Below are 16,468 nucleotides of genomic sequence, written 5' to 3'. Positions count from 1 at the left end.
TTCTACGTCAACGACGCGACGCTCCCCATCACCACGAACCGGGAAGAGCCCGATATGGCGACAGCAGTCCCGACCAGAGAAAGAGATCTGCGGGACAGTGCTGCGACTCAATGAAATGCCGTCCCATTATTTTATCGAGGCTCATTGCTGCAGCAAGAGGTTCTCCGAAAATGTGGATAACTCGCGGTGGGGAGGAGAGAATCCGCCACATGTCGTGGATGAGCCGACGGTGGAGGACAACCTCTCCGCCTACCGAAGTACGCCGAGGCTGCGCAGGACGCCGGCCACCCATGCGGCACCCTCAGGCCGCTCCTGCATGGCCCTCCGCCCCCGCCCCGATCCTCCGATCCCCCTCGAGGCCCCTCCCTGGAGAACCTCATCGAGAACCTGCCAATGGAATATCGCGACCCCACACTTTCGAAGAAGCGATCGGGACGATAACACACATCACAGGGATGCCCGAGGGGTGACGCAAAGAATGCGCACAACACAGATACAGCGCTACTCTCTGCAAATGCAGAAGAATTCGCGAGGTCCTCGAAGTCCGTCTATGGGAGCGAATCTCATCGCTCCCTACGCCTCCGCGGCCTCGACGCTGCGGGCTTCGTCCGCGATGCGCACGCTCGCGCTCCTGACGGGGGTCAACGCGCTGGGCAATGGGCTCTTCGCGACGATCAGCATCCTGTTCTACACCCAGCATCTCGGCTTCTCGATCGGCTTTGTCTCGGGGATCCTGGTCCTTGCGACCGTGCTCGCGATCGGGGGTGACCTCGTCAGCGGCAGATTCTCCGATTCCGCGAGCCCGAAGCCGGTGCTCCTGGCCGGGCTCGCACTCTCCGCGCTCGCCACCGCACTGCTGCTGGTGGTCTGGGATGAGGCGAGCTTCACCCTCGTGCTGTGTCTGATCAGTCTCGGGCAGGGACTGTGCATGTCCTCGAACACCACCCTGATCCGGCGCATCGCCCGCGAGAATCCGGCGCTCGCCCGAGCTTCGTTGAGGTCACTGCTCACCCTCGGGATCTCCGCCGGCGCCCTGCTGGCCGGGCTGGTCCTGGCAAGCAGCAGTGCGACGGCGTTCCGGATCGCGATCCTCGGCAATGCGCTCACCTTCGTCATCGCCGCCGTCATGCTGCTGCGCATCACGGTGCCGCCCGCCCCTGCCGGGGCTGCGGGGCGGCCGCGCCCGGTGCTTCCCGATCGACGGTTCGCCGTGTTCTCGCTCGCCAATGGTGCGATCGGGATCTACCTGCACGTGCTGTCCTTCGCGCTCCCTCTGTGGGCGGTGATCCATCACCCGGAGCTGATCTGGGTCGTCGGCGTCCTGGTCGCGCTGAACGCTCTGTTCACCGCCGCCTTCCAGGTGCCGGCCAGTGCGGGGATCGTGAGCGTCGGTGCGGCGAGCAGGCCCCTGGTCATCGGCGCGCTCTGCCTGGCGATCTCCTACCTGTTCTTCCTCTCCGGCTGGTCATCATCGCCGGGTGTGCTGGTGCTCGTGCTGATCCTCTTCCTCGCTGCGCACACCGCAGGAGAGGTGCTGTACAGCGCCGGCACGATGGAGCTGCTCTTCCGGCTGGCGCCTGCGCAGCAGCAGGGTCAGTACGGTGCGTTCTACGGGATCAGCAACGGGCTGGTCTCCTCCGTGGCGCCAGCGATCCTCGGCGCCGCGATCGCCCTCAGCGGCGGGTGGGGATGGTGGATCCTCGCAGCGGCGACGATCCTCCTGGCGCTCCTCATCCGCGCTGTGAGCAACGGCGCGGACCCACAGGATCCTCCCGGCACGATCGATGCGTGACCGTCCGGATACGGCGAGGTCAGGAGGTGAGCTGCTCCGGGGCGTGCTGAGCTGCCCATGCCGCCCAGCCCGCATAGCTGCCCTCGAGCTCGACCACCTCGAAGCCGGCCCGGCGCAGGGCGGCTGCAGCCACGGCGTTGCGCACGCCGGACTGGCAGTAGGTGACCAGAGGGCCGGCCTCCGGGGCGGGCAGGGCATCCTGCTGGAAGAGGACCTTGCCGGCGTTGAGCTGCTGTGAGCCGGGGAGGTGGCCGTTCGCGTGCTCGGTGCGGTTGCGCACGTCCAGCAGCAGGGCGTTCTCGTGCTGGGCGAGGAAGCCCCCCAGGTCCGCCGGAGTGACCGTCTCCGGGACGGCGCGCGGCAGGCCCTCGAGCGTCGGGGTGTATCCGGCGATGTGGTCGATGCCCACGCGCACCAGATGGTCACGGATCTCGCCGGCCGCGTCGGCGTCCGGGGCGAGCAGCACCAGGGGCGTGTCCTCGGCCTCAGGATCATAGGCCCAGGCCCCGAAGCTCGCGGCCTTGGCGGCGCCGGGCACGGTCAGCGCGCCGGCGACCGTACCTCGATGGATCTCAGCCTGCGGGCGGACGTCCAGGAGCACCATGCTGCCGTCGTCCAGGCCCTGTGCGATCTGCGCGGTCTCGAGCTTCGCCAGCGGCGGCCGCTCGCCGAGCGGGGCCGGGCCCTGGACGTTCTGGCGCTTCATGCGGGCGAAGTAGGCGTGGGCGTCGGGCTGACCGTCGAGCAGCTCATCGATGAAGCCCTGCTCATCGTCGTTGGCCAGATAGGGCGCCCACCAGGCGAATCTGCGTTCATACCCGACGGTGGTCGAGGGCAGTGCCCCCAGGGCCTTGCCGCACGCGGAGCCCGCACCATGTCCCGGGAAGACCTGCACATGATCGGGGACGGTGAGGAAGGAGTCCTTCAGCGAGGCGAACAGCTGCTTCGCGCCGGTGAAGCGGGTGTCCTGGAAGCCGGCGGCCTCATCCAGCAGGTCCGGCCGGCCCACGTCGCCGGAGAAGACGAAATCGCCCGTGAGGTAGTAGCCGGGCTCGTCCGTGACGGCACCGTCGGTCACCAGGAAGGACAGGTGCTCCGGGGTGTGGCCCGGGGTATGGCGCGCGGTGATGGTGAGGTTCCCGAGCGTGAGGGTGTCCAGATCGTGCAGGACCTCGGCGTCGAAACGGTAGGTCCAGTCCTCTCCGCCTTCACCGGAGACGTAACCGGTCGCGCCGGTCGCGGCGACGAGCTCGCGGGTGCCGGAGAGGAAGTCGGCGTGCACGTGGGTCTCGGTCACGGCGGTGATCCGCAGGCCGTGGCGGGCAGCGAGGTCCAGGTACCGCTGGACGTCGCGGCGGGGATCGACGACGAGCGCCTCTCCGCTGGCCTGACAGCCGATCATGTAGCTGGCCTGGGAGAGGTCCTCATCGTAGATGCGCTCGAGAAGCATGATTCCTCCTGCGGTTCAGAAATGGACGGTGCTGCGCGGGTCGGTGACTGCGGTGACTGCGGTGAACGGCGGCGGCATTGACTGGAACTGCCGGTGATCAGGCCAGGGACAGGAACATCTTCTCCAAGTCCTTCTTGTCCAGGCTCTCCTCCGGGTTCTTCAAGCACTGCTCGAGGCCGCTGGCGATGATCGCGAACCCTGCACGGTCCAGTGCCTTGGACACCGCGGCGAGCTGGGTGACCACATCCTTGCAGTCGCGCCCCTCCTCGAGCATGCGCACGACGGCAGCCAGCTGCCCCTCGGCGCGCTTGAGACGATGAACGGTGGGGGTGAGCTCATCGAGATTCAGCTGCACGGAAGCTCCTGATGGTCGGGTATCTCGACCGTATACCCCAGGGGGTATCACGCTCAACCCCCTGTCGAGGACTGGCGAGCGGCGGCCGGACGGCCCACGGCGGAGCCACCGCAGACAGGCAGGGGCCGCTGCGCAGCGGTGTGGCAGAGTTTCCTGCAGGGCCATGAACAGCCCGTCCCGCCTGAGCGAAGGAGCCTCCGCATGCGCGCACTGATGCTGCACGAGAAGAACCGGATGTCGATCGAGGAGGTCGAGCCCGTCGGCGCTCCCGGCCCAGGACAGGTTCGGATCAAGATGCACACCGTCGGCATCTGCGCCTCGGACGTGCACTACTGGACCGACGGCAAGATCGGCCCCTTCGTGGTCGAGGCGCCGATGATCCTGGGGCATGAAGGCGCCGGCACCGTCGTCGAGGTGGGCGAGGGCGTCACCCACCTCTCCCCCGGTGACCGGGTCGCGATGGAGCCCGGCGTGCCCGATCCCAGCTCCCGTGCGGTGCGCGAGGGCAACTACAACGTGGATCCCGGCGTGCAGTTCTGGGCCACCCCGCCCGTGCACGGCTGCCTCGTCGACGAGGTCATCCATTCCGCCGCCTTTACCTTCAAGCTTCCCGACAGCCTCAGCTTCGCCGAGGGTGCGCTGATCGAGCCGTTCTCCGTGGGCATGTACGCCGCGACGAAGGCCGGGATCAAGCCCGGCGATGTCGCCGCCGTCGTCGGCGCCGGGACCATCGGGATCATGACCGCGATCGCCGCCCGCGCGGGCGGCGCGAGCACCGTCTTCATCTCCGACGTGCTGCCGCAGAAGCTCGCGCTGCTCGACGGGCTCGAGGGCATCGTCACGGTCGACGCCACCACGGAGGACCTGGGCGAACGGGTCCGCGCGGAGACCGGCGGCTGGGGCCCGCAGGTGGTGTTCGAGGCCACCGGCGCCACCCCCGCCTACAAGAAGCTCTGGGAGCTGCCCGCGCCGGGCGGCCGCATCGTGCTGGTGGGCATGCCGGTGGATCCGGTGCCCTTCGACATCGCCACCGCGCAGAGCCGCGGCATCTCCCTGGAGACGGTGTTCCGCTACGCGAACGTCTACCAGAAGGCGATCGACCTCGCCGCGACCGATGCCGTGGACCTCTCCCGCTTCGTCTCGGAGACTTTCACCTTCGAGAACTCCGTGCAGGCCTTCGAGCGCTTCCTCGAGGGCCGGCCGACGGATGTGAAGCTGCAGATCACACTCTGATGCCCCGCCTGCGGGTGCTGCTGGACCTCGACGGCACGCTGGTGGACCGCCAGCGTGCCTTCGAGGACTGGGCGCGGTTCTTCCTCGTGGAAGTCCGAGCCCCGGCGGCGGAGCTGGAGTGGCTGCGGGCGGCCGACGAGAACGGGTACCGCCCGCGACCCTAGCTCGCCGCGGCGATCGTCGAGCGGCTGTGCCCCTCTTCCCAGGCATCCGAGATCGAGCAGCGCCTGCAGCTCGAGGTGATCGAAAGCATCACCTGCTACCCCGGGGTGCTCGATGCGCTGCGCGTTCTGCGCGACGGGGGTGCTGAGCTCATCCTGGTCACCAACGGGACCGTTCTCCAGCAGAGCGCGAAGATCGAGCGCACTGGGCTCAGCCCGCTCCTGGGTCGAGTGGTGATCTCCGAGGCGGTGGGGGATGAAGAAGCCGGATCCGAGGATCTTCGCGCTCGCTGTCGACGGGCTCGAGAACGGCATCGAGACGTGGATGGTGGGCGATCATCCGTCGGCCGATATCGCGGGTGGCCGCGCGGCCGAGTTCTTGACTGGCTGGGTCAGTCATGGGGAAATCTGGCCGCACCCCTGGGAGCCGACGTTGAGCGCATCGACAACCAGGGAGATCCTGTGGACCCTTGCCGCATGACGTGGGAGTGCTCCGCGGACGCCTCTCTCCGGAGGCGCCAGGAAGGGATAGTCTCAAGAGCTGATTTGCACCCCCATAGGAGCTGATGATGTCCGCCTCTCCCGTCACCGTCGTGCCCGCCGTGCGTCTGGCACCCGACGCCCCCGCCGCCGCCACGACGCCGGACCAGTCCCCGGTTCAGTACGCCGTGCACGTGCTGCACGACAATCCCGAGTGGCTGCCACCGTTCCGCCGGGCCTTCGAGGCCGAGGGCGTGCCGCTGGTCGAATGGCGACTCGGCGAAGGTCACCTCGACCTGGACTCCGAACCGCCCCGCGGAGTGATCTGGTCGCGCCTGAGCGCCTCCTCGCACACCCGCAACGCCCCGCTCGCCAAGGACGCCGCCCGCTCGATCACTGCCTGGGCCGCCTCCTGGGGTCGCCGCGTGGTCAACGGCCAGCACGTCGCGGACCTCGAGGTCTCCAAGATCCTCCAGCACGCCCAGCTGCGTCGCGCCGGCTTCGACGTACCTCGCACCCTCGCAGTCTTCGGGAGCGACAGACTGATCGACGTGGCCGAAGGCTTCCGCGCTCCGTTCCTGACCAAGCACAACCAGGGCGGTAAGGGGCTCGGAGTGCGTCGTTTCGACGACCACGCCACTTTCGCCGACTACGTGCACGGCGACGAATTCGAGGACGCCGCCGACGGGATCACCTTGCTGCAGGAGCTGCTGGTCGCCGACGAGCCCGCCATCACCCGTGCCGAGTTCGTCGGCGGTGAATTCGTCTACGCGGTGCGGGTGGACACCTCCGGTGGGGCCTTCGAGCTGTGCCCCGCTGAGGCCTGCGCCATCCCCGGCCAGGACGACGCGGCGGAGCCGATGTTCCGGATCCGCCCTGAGGTGACCGCAAGTACGCCTCTGATCCGCCGGTACCAGGCGCTGCTGACCGAGCTGGGTATCGAGATCGCCGGGATCGAGTACATGACGACGGTAGACGGCCGTACCGTCACCTACGACGTCAATACCAACACCAACTACAACCCCGAGGTCGAGGCATCTCTGGAAGTCTCTGCCGCCCGGCACATCGCCCGCTACCTGGGTTCCCTGCTGAACGAAGAACGAGAGGCAGACGAGAACTGATCCCGGGACGTGGATGGTGGGAGATCGTCCCTCGGCCGGCGTCGGCGGCGCACGAGCCGTCTGCGGACGCGACGATCCGGTTCAGGCCGACTCCTTTGACAGCATTTAGAGGTTGTCCGATGAGTAACAGCGTTCAACTGTTGTCTAAATGCGCATACTGGGGTGCGTCATGGAGAGCTAGCCTCAAGCGATGAGCTCCTACGACGACACCCGGCGAGCCTGGGACGACGCGTCCTCCAAGCATGTGCGGGAGTACGCGGAACTCCTCGAGCAGGCCCGCATCGCCCGGCTGCTGCCGGTCGAGGACGAGCTGCTGCGGCCCCTGATCGGCGACGCCGAGGTGCTGCATCCGCAGAGCGGTCACGGGCTCGACGACCACGCGCTCCTCCGACTCGGAGCTCGCAGCGTGCGCGGCCTGGACTACAGCCTGACGGCGGTCTCCGCTGCGCAGCGCCGGGCCGACGAGCTGGGCGTCCCGTGCCGCTACGAGGTCGCCGAGCTGCCGGACACCGGGCTGCCCGGGCAGATCGCGGATCTGGTCTACACCGGCAAAGGCGCCCTGATCTGGATGGAGGACCTCGACGCCTGGGCGGCGGAGATGCATCGACTGCTGCGTCCCGGCGGGCATCTGTTCGTCTACGAGGCGCATCCTCTGGTGCCGCTGTGGGCCTGGGACCACGACGAGGCGCGGGTGCGAGAGGACCGCAGCTACTTCGCCGCGCACCACGTCAACGACACCTTCCCGGCCCGCGGGGCGACGGAGCATCAGCGGACTTTGGCCGAGATGGTCATGACGGTGCAGGGCGCCGGCTTCGAGCTGCTGCATCTCGCAGAGCATCCCCAGCCGTTCTGGATGCCCGAGGACGAGGATGCGGCCGCCGCCTGGGACGGTCGGCTGCCGAACGCCCTCAGCCTGCTGGCGCGTCGGAGGAGCTGAGCGCCGCCCGGCGCTGCCAGAACACGACGGCGCTGGCCGCGGCGACGTTCAGGGAGTCCACTCCCCCGGCCATCGGGATCACCACGTGCGCATCGACTGCATCCAGCGTGGCGGGCTTCAGCCCGTGGCCCTCGGCGCCGAGCACGAAGGCGACCTTGCGGTCCGGGCCCAGATCCACCTCGTCGAGCGGGATGGCGCCCTCGGTGAGGGCCATCGCGAGCACATCGAAGCCGGCCTCGTGCAGCAGGTCCACGCCTTCGCGCGGCCAGGCGTCCATGCGCGTCCACGGCACCTGGAAGACGGTGCCCATCGAGACTCGGATCGAGCGGCGGTACAGGGGGTCCGCGCACTGCGGGGTCACCAGCACCGCATCGACTCCGAGCGCGGCGGCGGAGCGGAACATGGCGCCGACGTTCGTGTGGTCCACGATGTCTTCGATCACCGCGACAGTACGCGCGGTGCGCAGCAGCTCGCGAGCCGTCGGCAGCTCGGGCCGCTGCATCGAGGCGAGCGCCCCACGGTGCAGGTTGAAGCCGGTGAGCTGCTCGACCAGCGATTCCTCCCCGGCGTAGACGGGCACGTCAGGGAACTGCTCGTAGAGCGGGGCGAACTTCGCGAGCCACTTCTCGTTCATGAGGAAGGAGCGCGGCGCCATCCCGGCCTCGATCGCCCGGGAGATCACTTCGTAGCTCTCGGCCATGAACAGGCCCCGCTCCACCTCGACGCGGGAGCGCAGGCGGACGTCGGTCATGCGCAGGTAGTCGTCCAGCGCCGGATCTGCGAGGTCGGTGACCTGCTGCAGCTGAGGGTGCTCCACCACCGGGTCAGTTCAGGGAGAGCGAGCGGGCGGTGTACCGCTCGCCGCGCTGCTCGACGATCAGCGGCAGGCCGAACGTGCGGGTGAGGTTCTGGGAGGTGAGGGTCTCGCCGATGGGGCCGGCGGCGACCACGGCGCCCTCGCGCAGCAGCGCCACATGGGTGTAGCCGGGCGGGATCTCCTCGACGTGGTGGGTGACCAGCACGGTCACCGGAGTCGCAGGGTCCTTCGCGAGCCGTCCCAGGGTGCGCACGAGGGACTCGCGGCCACCGAGGTCCAGGCCTGCGGCGGGCTCATCCAGCAGCAGCAGCTCGGGATCGGTCATCAGCGCCCGGGCGGCGAGCACGCGCTTGCGCTCGCCGGTGGAGAGGGTGCCGAACATTCGCGCGGCGAGATCTCCGACGCCGAAGGCGGCCAGCAGGGTGCGGGCACGGTCCAGATCGATCTGGTCGTACTCCTCACGCCAGCGGCCCACCACACCGTAACCGGCGGTGACCACGACGTTCTCCGCGGTCTCCTCGACCGGGATGGTGTCGGCGAGCTCCTGGCTGGCCAGCCCGATCAGGGGGCGCAGCTCGAACACGTCGACCTTGCCGAGCCGCTCGCCGAAGATCTCGACGCTTCCGGTGCTGGGATGCATCCGGGCGGAGAGCAGCCGCACGAGGGTGGACTTCCCGGCGCCGTTGGGGCCGAGGACCGCCCAGCGCTCCCCCTCGTTGACCTCGAGGGAGACCGCATCGAGGATCGGCGCCCCGCTGCGGCGGACGGTGACATCGTTCAAGGAAGCTGCTGCGACGGACATGCCTCTGAGCCTATCGGGTGAGCGGCCCCTCACCTGCTCACGTGGCCGACATCCCACCCATAGACTGACCGAGCCCGACTCGCCGCTCCAGGAGGTGCTCGTGCCGCATCGGCCCGTCTCCCTGCACGCCCCCCGAGGGTCCATCGCCGCCGACGTGATCCGTGAGGGCATCGACGCCCTGCTCGCGGACCAGGATGGCGACGTCCCGCTCCAGTTCTCTCCGGAGGTGCTCGCGGAGGCGGAACGGGCCGCCGCCCAGGATCCTTCGGCCGCGCAGCGCATCGACCGCACCGAGATCCCGTTCATGACCCTGGATCCCGCCAGCTCCACCGACCTCGACCAGGCGATGCACCTCGAGCGCACGAGCGACGGGTTCCGGGTGCTGTACGCGATCGCCGATGTGCCGTGGTTCGTCGCGCTCGACGGCCCGCTGGACCATGCGGCCCGCGACCGCGGCGAGACGCTCTATCTGCCGGACCGGCGGATCCCCCTGCACCCCGAGGTGCTCTCCGGGGGCGCCGCCTCCCTGCTCCCGGACCAGGACACCCCGGCGTTCGTCTGGGTGCTCGACCTCGACGGGGCGGGCGAGGTGCGCAGCATCGGCCTCGAGCGCGCGATGATCCGCTCCGTGCAGAAGCTCGCCTACGACAGGGTGCAGGAGGAGCTCGATCAGGGCGCGGGCCAGCCGATGATGCTGCTGCTCCAGGAGATCGGGGCGCTGCGGACCCAGCTGGAGGCCCAGCGCGGCGGTGCGAGCTTGAATGTGCCCGAGCAGGAGATCGTCGCCGAGGGGGACGTGGTGCAGCTCAGCTGGCGCCGCCCCAATCCGATCGAGGACGCCAATGCGCAGATCTCGCTGATGACGGGCATGGCGGCGGCCTCGCTGATGCTCGAGCACGGTGCCGGCATCCTGCGCACCATGCCCCCAGCCGAGCAGCAGGCGGTGGACCGCTTCCGCCGCCAGAGCCAGGTGCTCGGGATCCCCTGGACCACCGAGCAGAGCTACGGGGAGTTCCTGCGCTCGCTGGACTGGCACGAGCCGACGCACCTGGCTCTGCTGAACCTGGCCACCTTCCTGTTCCGGGGTGCCGGCTATGCGGCGTTCGCCAGCGCTGCGGAGGTTCCCGAGGACCCGGAGCAGTCCGCGATCGCCGCCCCTTACGCGCACACCACCGCGCCGCTGCGCCGCCTGGTGGATCGGTTCGTGCTGCTGGTCTGCTACGACCATGTCTCCGGCCGCACCCCCTCACCGGAGCTGCTGGCGGCGATGGCGGAGATCCCGGAGGCGATGCGCGCGGCCGGAGCTCGTGCCGGTGATCTGGAGCGCAAGGCGATCGGGCTGGTGGAGACCGCCGCCCTCGCCGCCTGGGAGGGCGAGGAGTTCGAGGGGACCGTCCTCGAGCGCCGGGAGGCGACGCAGTCCAGCAACGGGAACGGTGGGGGGAACGGACAAGGAAACCGTCATGGGAACGGCAATGGGAATAGCGGTGCCCCCACCCGCGTCGAGGTGCAGCTGACGGATCCGCCGATCACGACCTGGGTGCCGATGGACGCCGCGCCCGGCGAGGTGGTGCGGGTCCGGCTCGAGTCCGTCGACCCAGCGAAGCGCCGCGCCGTCTTCGTCGCAGCCGGAACCGACGCCGCCGATCGGGCCGACGCCGCCGACGGGAACACGGCGTGAGCGAGGCCGCCGCGGGCAGGGACCTAGTCGCTCTTCCTCGCGCGGCGGTGCTGATGCTGTGGGTCTCCGCCTACCTGCGCGGTGACATGGGGCCCGACGACGCGGCACAGATGAGCTACGGCGTGGGGCGCAGCGGCCCCAGTGGCGAGGGAGAGGACCTCTTCAGCTGGATGACGGGTCTGCGACGGCTGCCGCTCGCGCAGCTGCGACTGGTCCTGCCTGTCCCCGGCCGCCTGGCCGGTCTCGTCGGCCCTCCCTCTGCGATCCCGCTCGCGCTCGCCGCGGAGCAGGCGATCGTGGTCACCGCCGCGGGCATCGCCGACCACACGCTGATCCCCGTCCTCTCGTCCGTCGAGCATGAGGGAGGCCCGGTCAGCGCGGTCTCCTGGGCACGCGCGGCCGCGCCGGTGGGCGCCCAGGTGCCGCCGGCCGCCACCTCGGGCAGCGCACGCCAGGATCTGCTGCAGGCGCTGCAGCGGGCCGCGAACGGGAGCGTCGAGCTGGATCTGGTGCCGGATGAGCCGGTGGAGCCGGCCCGGATCCCGCCCGGGTGGGTCTCCACCGCTCTGCCTCGCCACATCGACAGCTCCGCGGCGCATCTGCTGGTGCTCGCCGCGCGCACCGTGCTGCTCACCCGCGCGGAGATCGACGAGGGGCACGGCCACACCGTGCACCTCGCCGAGGCCCTGGCCCGGCGCGGGCTGCTCGACGAGCTGCATGAGGCGGCCCGCAGTGCGCTCGTCGAAGCCGTCGAGCGGATCCTCGCCGAGCAGACCGGCTGAGCCCCGGACCCCCTGTGCGTCAGGAGCTCTGCGCGAGCACGGTCCGGTACACCTCCAGGGTGCGCTCGGCGATCGAGGTCCAGGAGAAGTGCTCGGCCGCCCGGCGCCGGGAGGCCTCGCCCATCTGCTTCGCCCGAGCAGGATCGGAGACCATCCGCACCAGCGCGTCGCGGGTGTCCGCGATGAGCTTCTCGGGGTCCACCGGGGTGCCGGTCCCGTCGGTGACCTGCTCGAGCTGGACGAGATAGCCGGTCTCTCCGTCGACCACGACCTCGGGGATGCCGCCGGTCGCGGAGGCGACCACGGGGATGCCGCAGGCCATCGCCTCGAGGTTTACGATCCCGAGCGGCTCGTAGATGCTGGGGCACGCGAAGGTGGTGGCGTGGGTGAGGATCTGGGTGAGCTCGTGCCGGGGCAGCATCTCGGTGATCAGGTGGACGTTGCCGCGCTCCTTGGCGAGCTCTTCGACCAGCGAGCTCACCTCCTGCGCGATCTCCGGGGTGTCCGGGGCGCCGGCGCACAGCACCACCTGGTAGTCGCGGGGAAGATCCCGTACCGCGCGCAGGAAGTACGGCAGGCCCTTCTGGCGGGTGATCCGGCCCACGAAGACGATCGTCGGCGCCTCGGGGTCGATCCCTCGGGAGGTCAGCGCCGAGGTCTCCGGATTCGGGGACCACGACTCGATGTCGATGCCGTTGTGGACCACGTGGACCTTGGCCGGGTCGACCGTCGGGTAGGACCGCAGGATGTCCTCGCGCATGCCTGCCGAGACGGCGATGACGCCGGCCGCGCCCTCGTAGGCGGTGCGCTCGGCGAAGGAGCTCACCGCGTACCCGCCGCCGAGCTGCTCGGCCTTCCACGGCCTCAGCGGCTCCAGCGAGTGGGCGGAGAGCACGTGCGGGGCACCATGCAGCAGCGACGCCATATGGCCGGCGAAGTTCGCATACCAGGTGTGGGAGTGGAGGAGATCCGCCCCCGCGCAGTCCGCCGCGATCAGCAGGTCCGTCCCCAACGTCGAGAGGGCGGCATTGGCGCCCTCGAGCTCGGCGGGAGTCGAGTAGGAGAATGTCCCCTCCTCATCCCTCGGGGCGCCGAAGGCCCGCACCCGCACGTCGATGTGCGGGCGGAGCACCTTCGTCAGCTCGGCGACATGGACGCCGGCGCCGCCATAGACCTCGGGCGGATACTCCTTGGTGAGCAGATCGACACGCATGTCAGGCTCCTTCTCATGGGCTCGAACGGTTTCTCATGGGCAGAGTCAGATCATCGGACAGCGCCTGGGCCGCGCTGCGGTCCGAGGGACGAAGTCCGGCGTGATGGGTGCCACTTCTGGACTATCCTCGCACCATGTCGTCCAAAAAGGTTCTCGCCATCGTTCTCGCCGGCGGCGAGGGGAAGCGGCTGATGCCGCTGACCCTTGATCGGGCCAAGCCCGCGGTGCCGTTCGGCGGCATCTACCGCCTCATCGATTTCGCCCTGTCGAATATCGCCAACTCCGGCTATCTGCGCATCGTGGTGCTCACGCAGTACAAGTCGCACTCGCTCGACAAGCACATCGCCCAGACCTGGCGCATGAGCTCGCTGCTGGGCAACTACGTCGCCCCCGTCCCGGCGCAGCAGCGCATGGGCAAGCACTGGTTCCGCGGCAGCGCCGACGCGATCGCTCAGTCGCTCAACCTCATCCACGACGAGAAGCCCGACTACGTCGTCGTGGTCGGCGCCGACAACATCTACCGCATGGACTTCTCGCAGATGCTCGATGCGCACATCGAGTCCGGGAAGTCCTGCACCGTCGCAGCGATCCGGCAGCCGATCGAGATGTCCGACCAGTTCGGCGTGATCGAGACCGATTCGTCCGATCCCACCACCATCAAGGCCTTCGTCGAGAAGCCGAGCGAGACCGAGGGGCTGGCCGACGATCCCGGCTCGATCCTCGCCTCGATGGGCAACTACATCTTCAACGCCGACGCGCTGGTCGAGTCCGTCACCCGGGATGCCGAGGACGAGAACTCCAAGCACGACATGGGCGGGGACATCGTCCCCTCCTTCGTCGCGAAGAACGACGCTGCGGTGTACGACTTCATCCGCAACGACGTGCCCGGCTCCACCGACCGGGACCGCGACTACTGGCGGGACGTCGGCACGCTGGATGCCTTCTACGACGCGCACATGGATCTGATCTCGATCCATCCCGTCTTCAACCTCTACAACTCCGAGTGGCCCACCTTCACCGGTCACCGCAACGAGCCGCCGGCGAAGTTCGTCCATGCCGGACCCGGTCGCGTCGGCTCCGCCGTGGACTCGGTGATCTCCCCCGGCGTGGTCGTCTCCGGCGCACAGGTCTCCAGCTCGGTCCTGTCCCCCGGCGTGCGCGTGAACTCGTGGTCCAACGTCTCCGACTCGGTGCTGATGGATGACGTGATCGTGGGCCGCCACTGCCAGATCCACCGCGCGATCATCGACAAGGGGATCGTGGTGCCCCCGCGCACCCAGATCGGTCTGGATGCCGCGAAGGATCGTGCGCGCGGCTGGGTGGTCACCGAGTCGGGCATCACGGTGCTCGGCAAGGGCACGGTCATCACCCCGTGACCGCTGCGGCGGCGACCGAACTCACCGCACGCACGGCGACCGGCCTGCTGGTCTCCGACGTCGACTCGACCTTCCTCACCCAGGAGGTGATCGAGCTCGTCGCGGAGCATGCCGGGGTGCGGGACCAGGTCGAGGAGATCACCACCGCGGCGATGCGCGGCGAGCTCGACTTCGCCCAGTCCCTGCGCGCCCGGGTGGCGCTGCTCGAGGGGCTCGACGAGTCGGTGCTCGCCGAGGTCCGGGCGGTGCTGGTGCCCACCCCGGGCGCGCTCGAGCTGGTGCGGCGCGCGAAGGCGGCCGGCTGGGTGACAGCACTGGTCTCCGGCGGATTCCACGAGGTCATCGATGAGCTCGCCGCGGAGATCGGCATCGATCATGTACGCGCCAACCGTTTCGAGATCACGGATGGCCGTTTCACCGGAAGGGTGTCCGGACCGATCATCGACGGCGCCGCCAAGCGCCGTGCCCTCGAGGAGTTCGCCGCGCAGCATCGGGTGCCCACCTCGCGGATCATCGCCCTGGGCGACGGGGCCAATGACCGGGAGATGCTGGCCGCGGCCGGCACCGGAATCGCCTTCCGGGCCAAGCCCGCGCTGCGCGAGATCGCCGACGTGGAGATCGACGGGGAGTCGCTGCTGGACGCCTGGCCCCACCTCGAGAGCGCTGCGAGCACCGTCACCGATCGGTGACCCCAGGCAGCTGACCCACAACAACTGACGGACCATCGTCACCCGGCCGCAGGGCCTGGGTGACGAGGGTCCGTCATGCTGATCTGCTCCGTCGGGTCGACGGAGAGCCGTGCGTCAGGGCTCTTCCGGTCAGGGACGGACGATCGTGTGCAGGGTCAACGACTCCTCCTGCAGCTCGTCCCAGCTGCTCGCCACGCCGGAGAGCACGGCCAGCCCGCCGGTCGGCATGCCGATGCGGGCCTGGGCGACTGCGCCGGGATCGGAATCATCGTCGGCCAGCAGCGCGCTGAGGGTAGAGATCGTCGGCTCATGGCCGATGACCAGCGTGACCGGGTGCTGGTCTCCGATGCCGTGCACCAGTGCGAGGAGCTCGGCAGCCCCACCGGTGTAGATCTCCTCGTGGAAGGAGACCTTGCCGTCGAAGCCGGGCATCATCGAGGCCGCCGCCTCCCAGGTCTGGGTGGTCCGCAGCGAATCGGAGACCAGCACCCGGGAGACCTGCACGCTCTGCGCGGCAAGGTACTCCCCGACGAGGCGGGCCTGAGCCTCCCCCTTCTCGGCCAGGGCGCGAGCGTGATCCGGCTGGCCGGATCCGCTCTCCGCCTTGCCATGACGCATCAGGAGCAGCAGACGACTGTCGGGGTCGGAAGATGACATGGAGATGCGTTCACGCCTTACGGGATCGGTGGTGCAGGTTCGGGCTCAGTGTCCCATGCCGAGGCCGCCGTCGACGGGGATCACGGCCCCCGAGATGTACGCCGCATCGTCACTCGCTAGGAACGTGACCGCCTTCGCCACTTCCGACGGATCCGCGAAACGGCCCGCCGGGATCGCCTTGCGGTAGGAGGCCTGGAGATCCTCGGAGAGCGCCTGCGTCATCTCGGTGTCGATGTAGCCGGGCGCGACCACGTTCGCGGTGATCCCGCGGGAGCCGAGCTCACGGGTGAGCGCGCGAGCGATCCCGATCAGCCCCGACTTCGACGCGGCGTAGTTCACCTGGCCCGGCGAGCCGTAGAGGCCCACCACCGAGCTGATCAGCACGATGCGCCCCTTCTTCTTCCGCATCATCGACTTGATGACCCGCTTGACGGTGCGGAAGGCACCGGTGAGGTTGGTGTCGATGACGGATTCGAACGACTCGTCGCCCATCCGCAGCAGCAGCTGATCGTCGGTGATCCCTGCGTTGGCCACCAGCACCTCGATCGGGCCATGGGCCTGCTCGACCGTCTGGATGGCCGCATCCAGGCTCTCCCCGTCGGTGACGTCAGCGGCGACGGTCAGCGCGCCGTCCGGCCCGCCCTGCCCAGATCTGCTGGTCACAGCAACCTTGTCCCCGCGACGGAGGAACTCCTCGGCGATCGCGCGACCGATCCCCCGGTTCCCTCCGGTGATCAGGACACTGCGCGGCTCGGTGGTGGCGTCGGACATTCAGACTCCTGGGTGAGAGGTGGGCGGGGCGGATGCCCTCATAAAGGACGATGTCATGCGGTGAGGGAAACGCCTCGGCATGTGCTCGTGCTCTACGATACGGGGCGAGAGAGTGTCGGGATCCATGGGGGGTACCCGTCCACGAACATCG

Annotated in this window: 17 protein-coding genes; 10 read left to right on the top strand and 7 right to left on the bottom strand. The window is 69.0% G+C overall.

Annotated features, from left to right (window positions below; all coding sequences use genetic code 11):
- The first annotated feature begins 550 nt into the window (after positions 1-550).
- Positions 551-1,792 carry an MFS transporter gene (locus ACTH43_RS00960; RefSeq protein ID WP_441443052.1) on the top strand — a complete coding sequence of 414 codons (1,242 nt, stop codon included), beginning with the start codon at positions 551-553 and terminating at the stop codon, positions 1,790-1,792.
- A gap of 19 nt (positions 1,793-1,811) precedes the next feature.
- Here the strand turns inward: ACTH43_RS00960 and ACTH43_RS00955 are convergent, their stop codons facing one another.
- Complete coding sequence (locus ACTH43_RS00955; protein WP_441443051.1) at positions 1,812-3,242, bottom strand: MBL fold metallo-hydrolase; 1,431 nt, start codon at positions 3,240-3,242, stop codon at positions 1,812-1,814.
- A gap of 97 nt (positions 3,243-3,339) precedes the next feature.
- The gene (locus tag ACTH43_RS00950; protein WP_441443050.1) at positions 3,340-3,597 is read right to left on the bottom strand and encodes a metal-sensitive transcriptional regulator; all 258 of its coding nucleotides are present in this window, start codon (positions 3,595-3,597) and stop codon (positions 3,340-3,342) included.
- A gap of 201 nt (positions 3,598-3,798) precedes the next feature.
- On the opposite strand from ACTH43_RS00950, the gene ACTH43_RS00945 reads away from it, so the two are divergent.
- The 5 genes from ACTH43_RS00945 (at position 3,799) to ACTH43_RS00925 (ending at position 7,529) form a co-directional block, all read left to right on the top strand.
- Complete coding sequence (locus tag ACTH43_RS00945; RefSeq protein ID WP_441443049.1) at positions 3,799-4,830, top strand: NAD(P)-dependent alcohol dehydrogenase; 1,032 nt, start codon at positions 3,799-3,801, stop codon at positions 4,828-4,830.
- A complete protein-coding gene (locus ACTH43_RS00940; protein ID WP_441443048.1) occupies positions 4,830-4,994 on the top strand; it encodes a hypothetical protein in 165 nt (54 codons plus the stop codon). Before ACTH43_RS00945 ends, ACTH43_RS00940 begins: the two co-directional genes overlap by 1 nt.
- Before the next feature lie 253 nt (positions 4,995-5,247).
- Positions 5,248-5,472, top strand: a complete 225-nt coding sequence (locus tag ACTH43_RS00935; RefSeq protein WP_441443047.1) for an HAD-IA family hydrolase — start codon at positions 5,248-5,250, stop codon at positions 5,470-5,472.
- Between the two features lie 85 nt (positions 5,473-5,557).
- Positions 5,558-6,592, top strand: coding sequence for an ATP-grasp domain-containing protein (locus ACTH43_RS00930; RefSeq protein ID WP_441443046.1), 1,035 nt, complete (start codon positions 5,558-5,560; stop codon positions 6,590-6,592).
- A 190-nt stretch (positions 6,593-6,782) separates the two neighbouring features.
- Complete coding sequence (locus tag ACTH43_RS00925) at positions 6,783-7,529, top strand: class I SAM-dependent methyltransferase (protein WP_441443045.1); 747 nt, start codon at positions 6,783-6,785, stop codon at positions 7,527-7,529.
- On the opposite strand, the gene ACTH43_RS00920 is transcribed toward ACTH43_RS00925, so the two are convergent.
- A complete protein-coding gene (locus tag ACTH43_RS00920) occupies positions 7,501-8,280 on the bottom strand; it encodes a TrmH family RNA methyltransferase (protein ID WP_441443058.1) in 780 nt (259 codons plus the stop codon). The two genes, ACTH43_RS00925 and ACTH43_RS00920, sit on opposite strands and share 29 nt — an antisense overlap.
- Before the next feature lie 73 nt (positions 8,281-8,353).
- Positions 8,354-9,148: an ABC transporter ATP-binding protein gene (locus ACTH43_RS00915; RefSeq protein WP_441443044.1), complete on the bottom strand. Its 795-nt coding sequence runs from the start codon at positions 9,146-9,148 to the stop codon at positions 8,354-8,356.
- A gap of 100 nt (positions 9,149-9,248) precedes the next feature.
- On the opposite strand from ACTH43_RS00915, the gene ACTH43_RS00910 reads away from it, so the two are divergent.
- Positions 9,249-10,829: an RNB domain-containing ribonuclease gene (locus ACTH43_RS00910; protein ID WP_441443043.1), complete on the top strand. Its 1,581-nt coding sequence runs from the start codon at positions 9,249-9,251 to the stop codon at positions 10,827-10,829.
- Entirely contained in the window at positions 10,826-11,611 is a 786-nt protein-coding gene (locus ACTH43_RS00905) for a hypothetical protein (protein WP_441443042.1), read from the top strand. Before ACTH43_RS00910 ends, ACTH43_RS00905 begins: the two co-directional genes overlap by 4 nt.
- 19 nt (positions 11,612-11,630) lie before the next feature.
- On the opposite strand, the gene glgA is transcribed toward ACTH43_RS00905, so the two are convergent.
- Complete coding sequence (glgA, locus tag ACTH43_RS00900) at positions 11,631-12,824, bottom strand: glycogen synthase (RefSeq protein ID WP_441443041.1); 1,194 nt, start codon at positions 12,822-12,824, stop codon at positions 11,631-11,633.
- A gap of 134 nt (positions 12,825-12,958) precedes the next feature.
- Here glgA and glgC point away from each other — a divergent pair, with 134 nt between their 5' ends.
- Positions 12,959-14,200: a glucose-1-phosphate adenylyltransferase gene (gene glgC, locus ACTH43_RS00895; protein ID WP_441443040.1), complete on the top strand. Its 1,242-nt coding sequence runs from the start codon at positions 12,959-12,961 to the stop codon at positions 14,198-14,200.
- On the top strand, positions 14,197-14,889 hold the full coding sequence (gene serB, locus ACTH43_RS00890) for a phosphoserine phosphatase SerB (protein ID WP_441443039.1): 693 nt from the start codon (positions 14,197-14,199) through the stop codon (positions 14,887-14,889). The genes glgC and serB overlap by 4 nt, the downstream gene beginning before the upstream one ends.
- Positions 14,890-15,018: 129 nt before the next feature.
- Here serB and ACTH43_RS00885 read toward each other — a convergent pair whose 3' ends face one another.
- Positions 15,019-15,546 (bottom strand): SixA phosphatase family protein, encoded by a 528-nt coding sequence (locus ACTH43_RS00885; RefSeq protein ID WP_441443038.1) that lies wholly within the window; start codon positions 15,544-15,546, stop codon positions 15,019-15,021.
- Between the two features lie 45 nt (positions 15,547-15,591).
- Positions 15,592-16,317, bottom strand: a complete 726-nt coding sequence (locus ACTH43_RS00880) for a beta-ketoacyl-ACP reductase (RefSeq protein ID WP_441443037.1) — start codon at positions 16,315-16,317, stop codon at positions 15,592-15,594.
- Between the last annotated feature and the right edge of the window lie 151 nt (positions 16,318-16,468).

Origin of the sequence: Brachybacterium sp. (assembly GCF_052095815.1) — a bacterium.
In the GTDB taxonomy this organism is placed as follows: Bacteria; Actinomycetota; Actinomycetes; order Actinomycetales; family Dermabacteraceae; genus Brachybacterium.
Note: the sequence above shows the minus strand (reverse complement) of the source record. Positions and strands in the feature narration are given on the sequence as shown.

Bases quoted from the DNA above. Each gene is read 5' to 3' on its own strand.
- ACTH43_RS00960 (WP_441443052.1), top strand. From the start codon at position 551: ATGGGAGCGAATCTCATCGCTCCCTACGCCTCCGCGGCCTCGACGCTG.
- ACTH43_RS00955 (WP_441443051.1), bottom strand. From the start codon at position 3,242: ATGCTTCTCGAGCGCATCTACGATGAGGACCTCTCCCAGGCCAGCTAC.
- ACTH43_RS00945 (WP_441443049.1), top strand. From the start codon at position 3,799: ATGCGCGCACTGATGCTGCACGAGAAGAACCGGATGTCGATCGAGGAG.
- ACTH43_RS00940 (WP_441443048.1), top strand. From the start codon at position 4,830: ATGCCCCGCCTGCGGGTGCTGCTGGACCTCGACGGCACGCTGGTGGAC.
- ACTH43_RS00935 (WP_441443047.1), top strand. From the start codon at position 5,248: ATGAAGAAGCCGGATCCGAGGATCTTCGCGCTCGCTGTCGACGGGCTC.
- ACTH43_RS00930 (WP_441443046.1), top strand. From the start codon at position 5,558: ATGATGTCCGCCTCTCCCGTCACCGTCGTGCCCGCCGTGCGTCTGGCA.
- ACTH43_RS00925 (WP_441443045.1), top strand. From the start codon at position 6,783: ATGAGCTCCTACGACGACACCCGGCGAGCCTGGGACGACGCGTCCTCC.
- ACTH43_RS00920 (WP_441443058.1), bottom strand. From the start codon at position 8,280: ATGACCGACGTCCGCCTGCGCTCCCGCGTCGAGGTGGAGCGGGGCCTG.
- ACTH43_RS00915 (WP_441443044.1), bottom strand. From the start codon at position 9,148: ATGTCCGTCGCAGCAGCTTCCTTGAACGATGTCACCGTCCGCCGCAGC.
- glgA (WP_441443041.1), bottom strand. From the start codon at position 12,824: ATGCGTGTCGATCTGCTCACCAAGGAGTATCCGCCCGAGGTCTATGGC.
- glgC (WP_441443040.1), top strand. From the start codon at position 12,959: ATGTCGTCCAAAAAGGTTCTCGCCATCGTTCTCGCCGGCGGCGAGGGG.
- ACTH43_RS00885 (WP_441443038.1), bottom strand. From the start codon at position 15,546: ATGTCATCTTCCGACCCCGACAGTCGTCTGCTGCTCCTGATGCGTCAT.
- ACTH43_RS00880 (WP_441443037.1), bottom strand. From the start codon at position 16,317: ATGTCCGACGCCACCACCGAGCCGCGCAGTGTCCTGATCACCGGAGGG.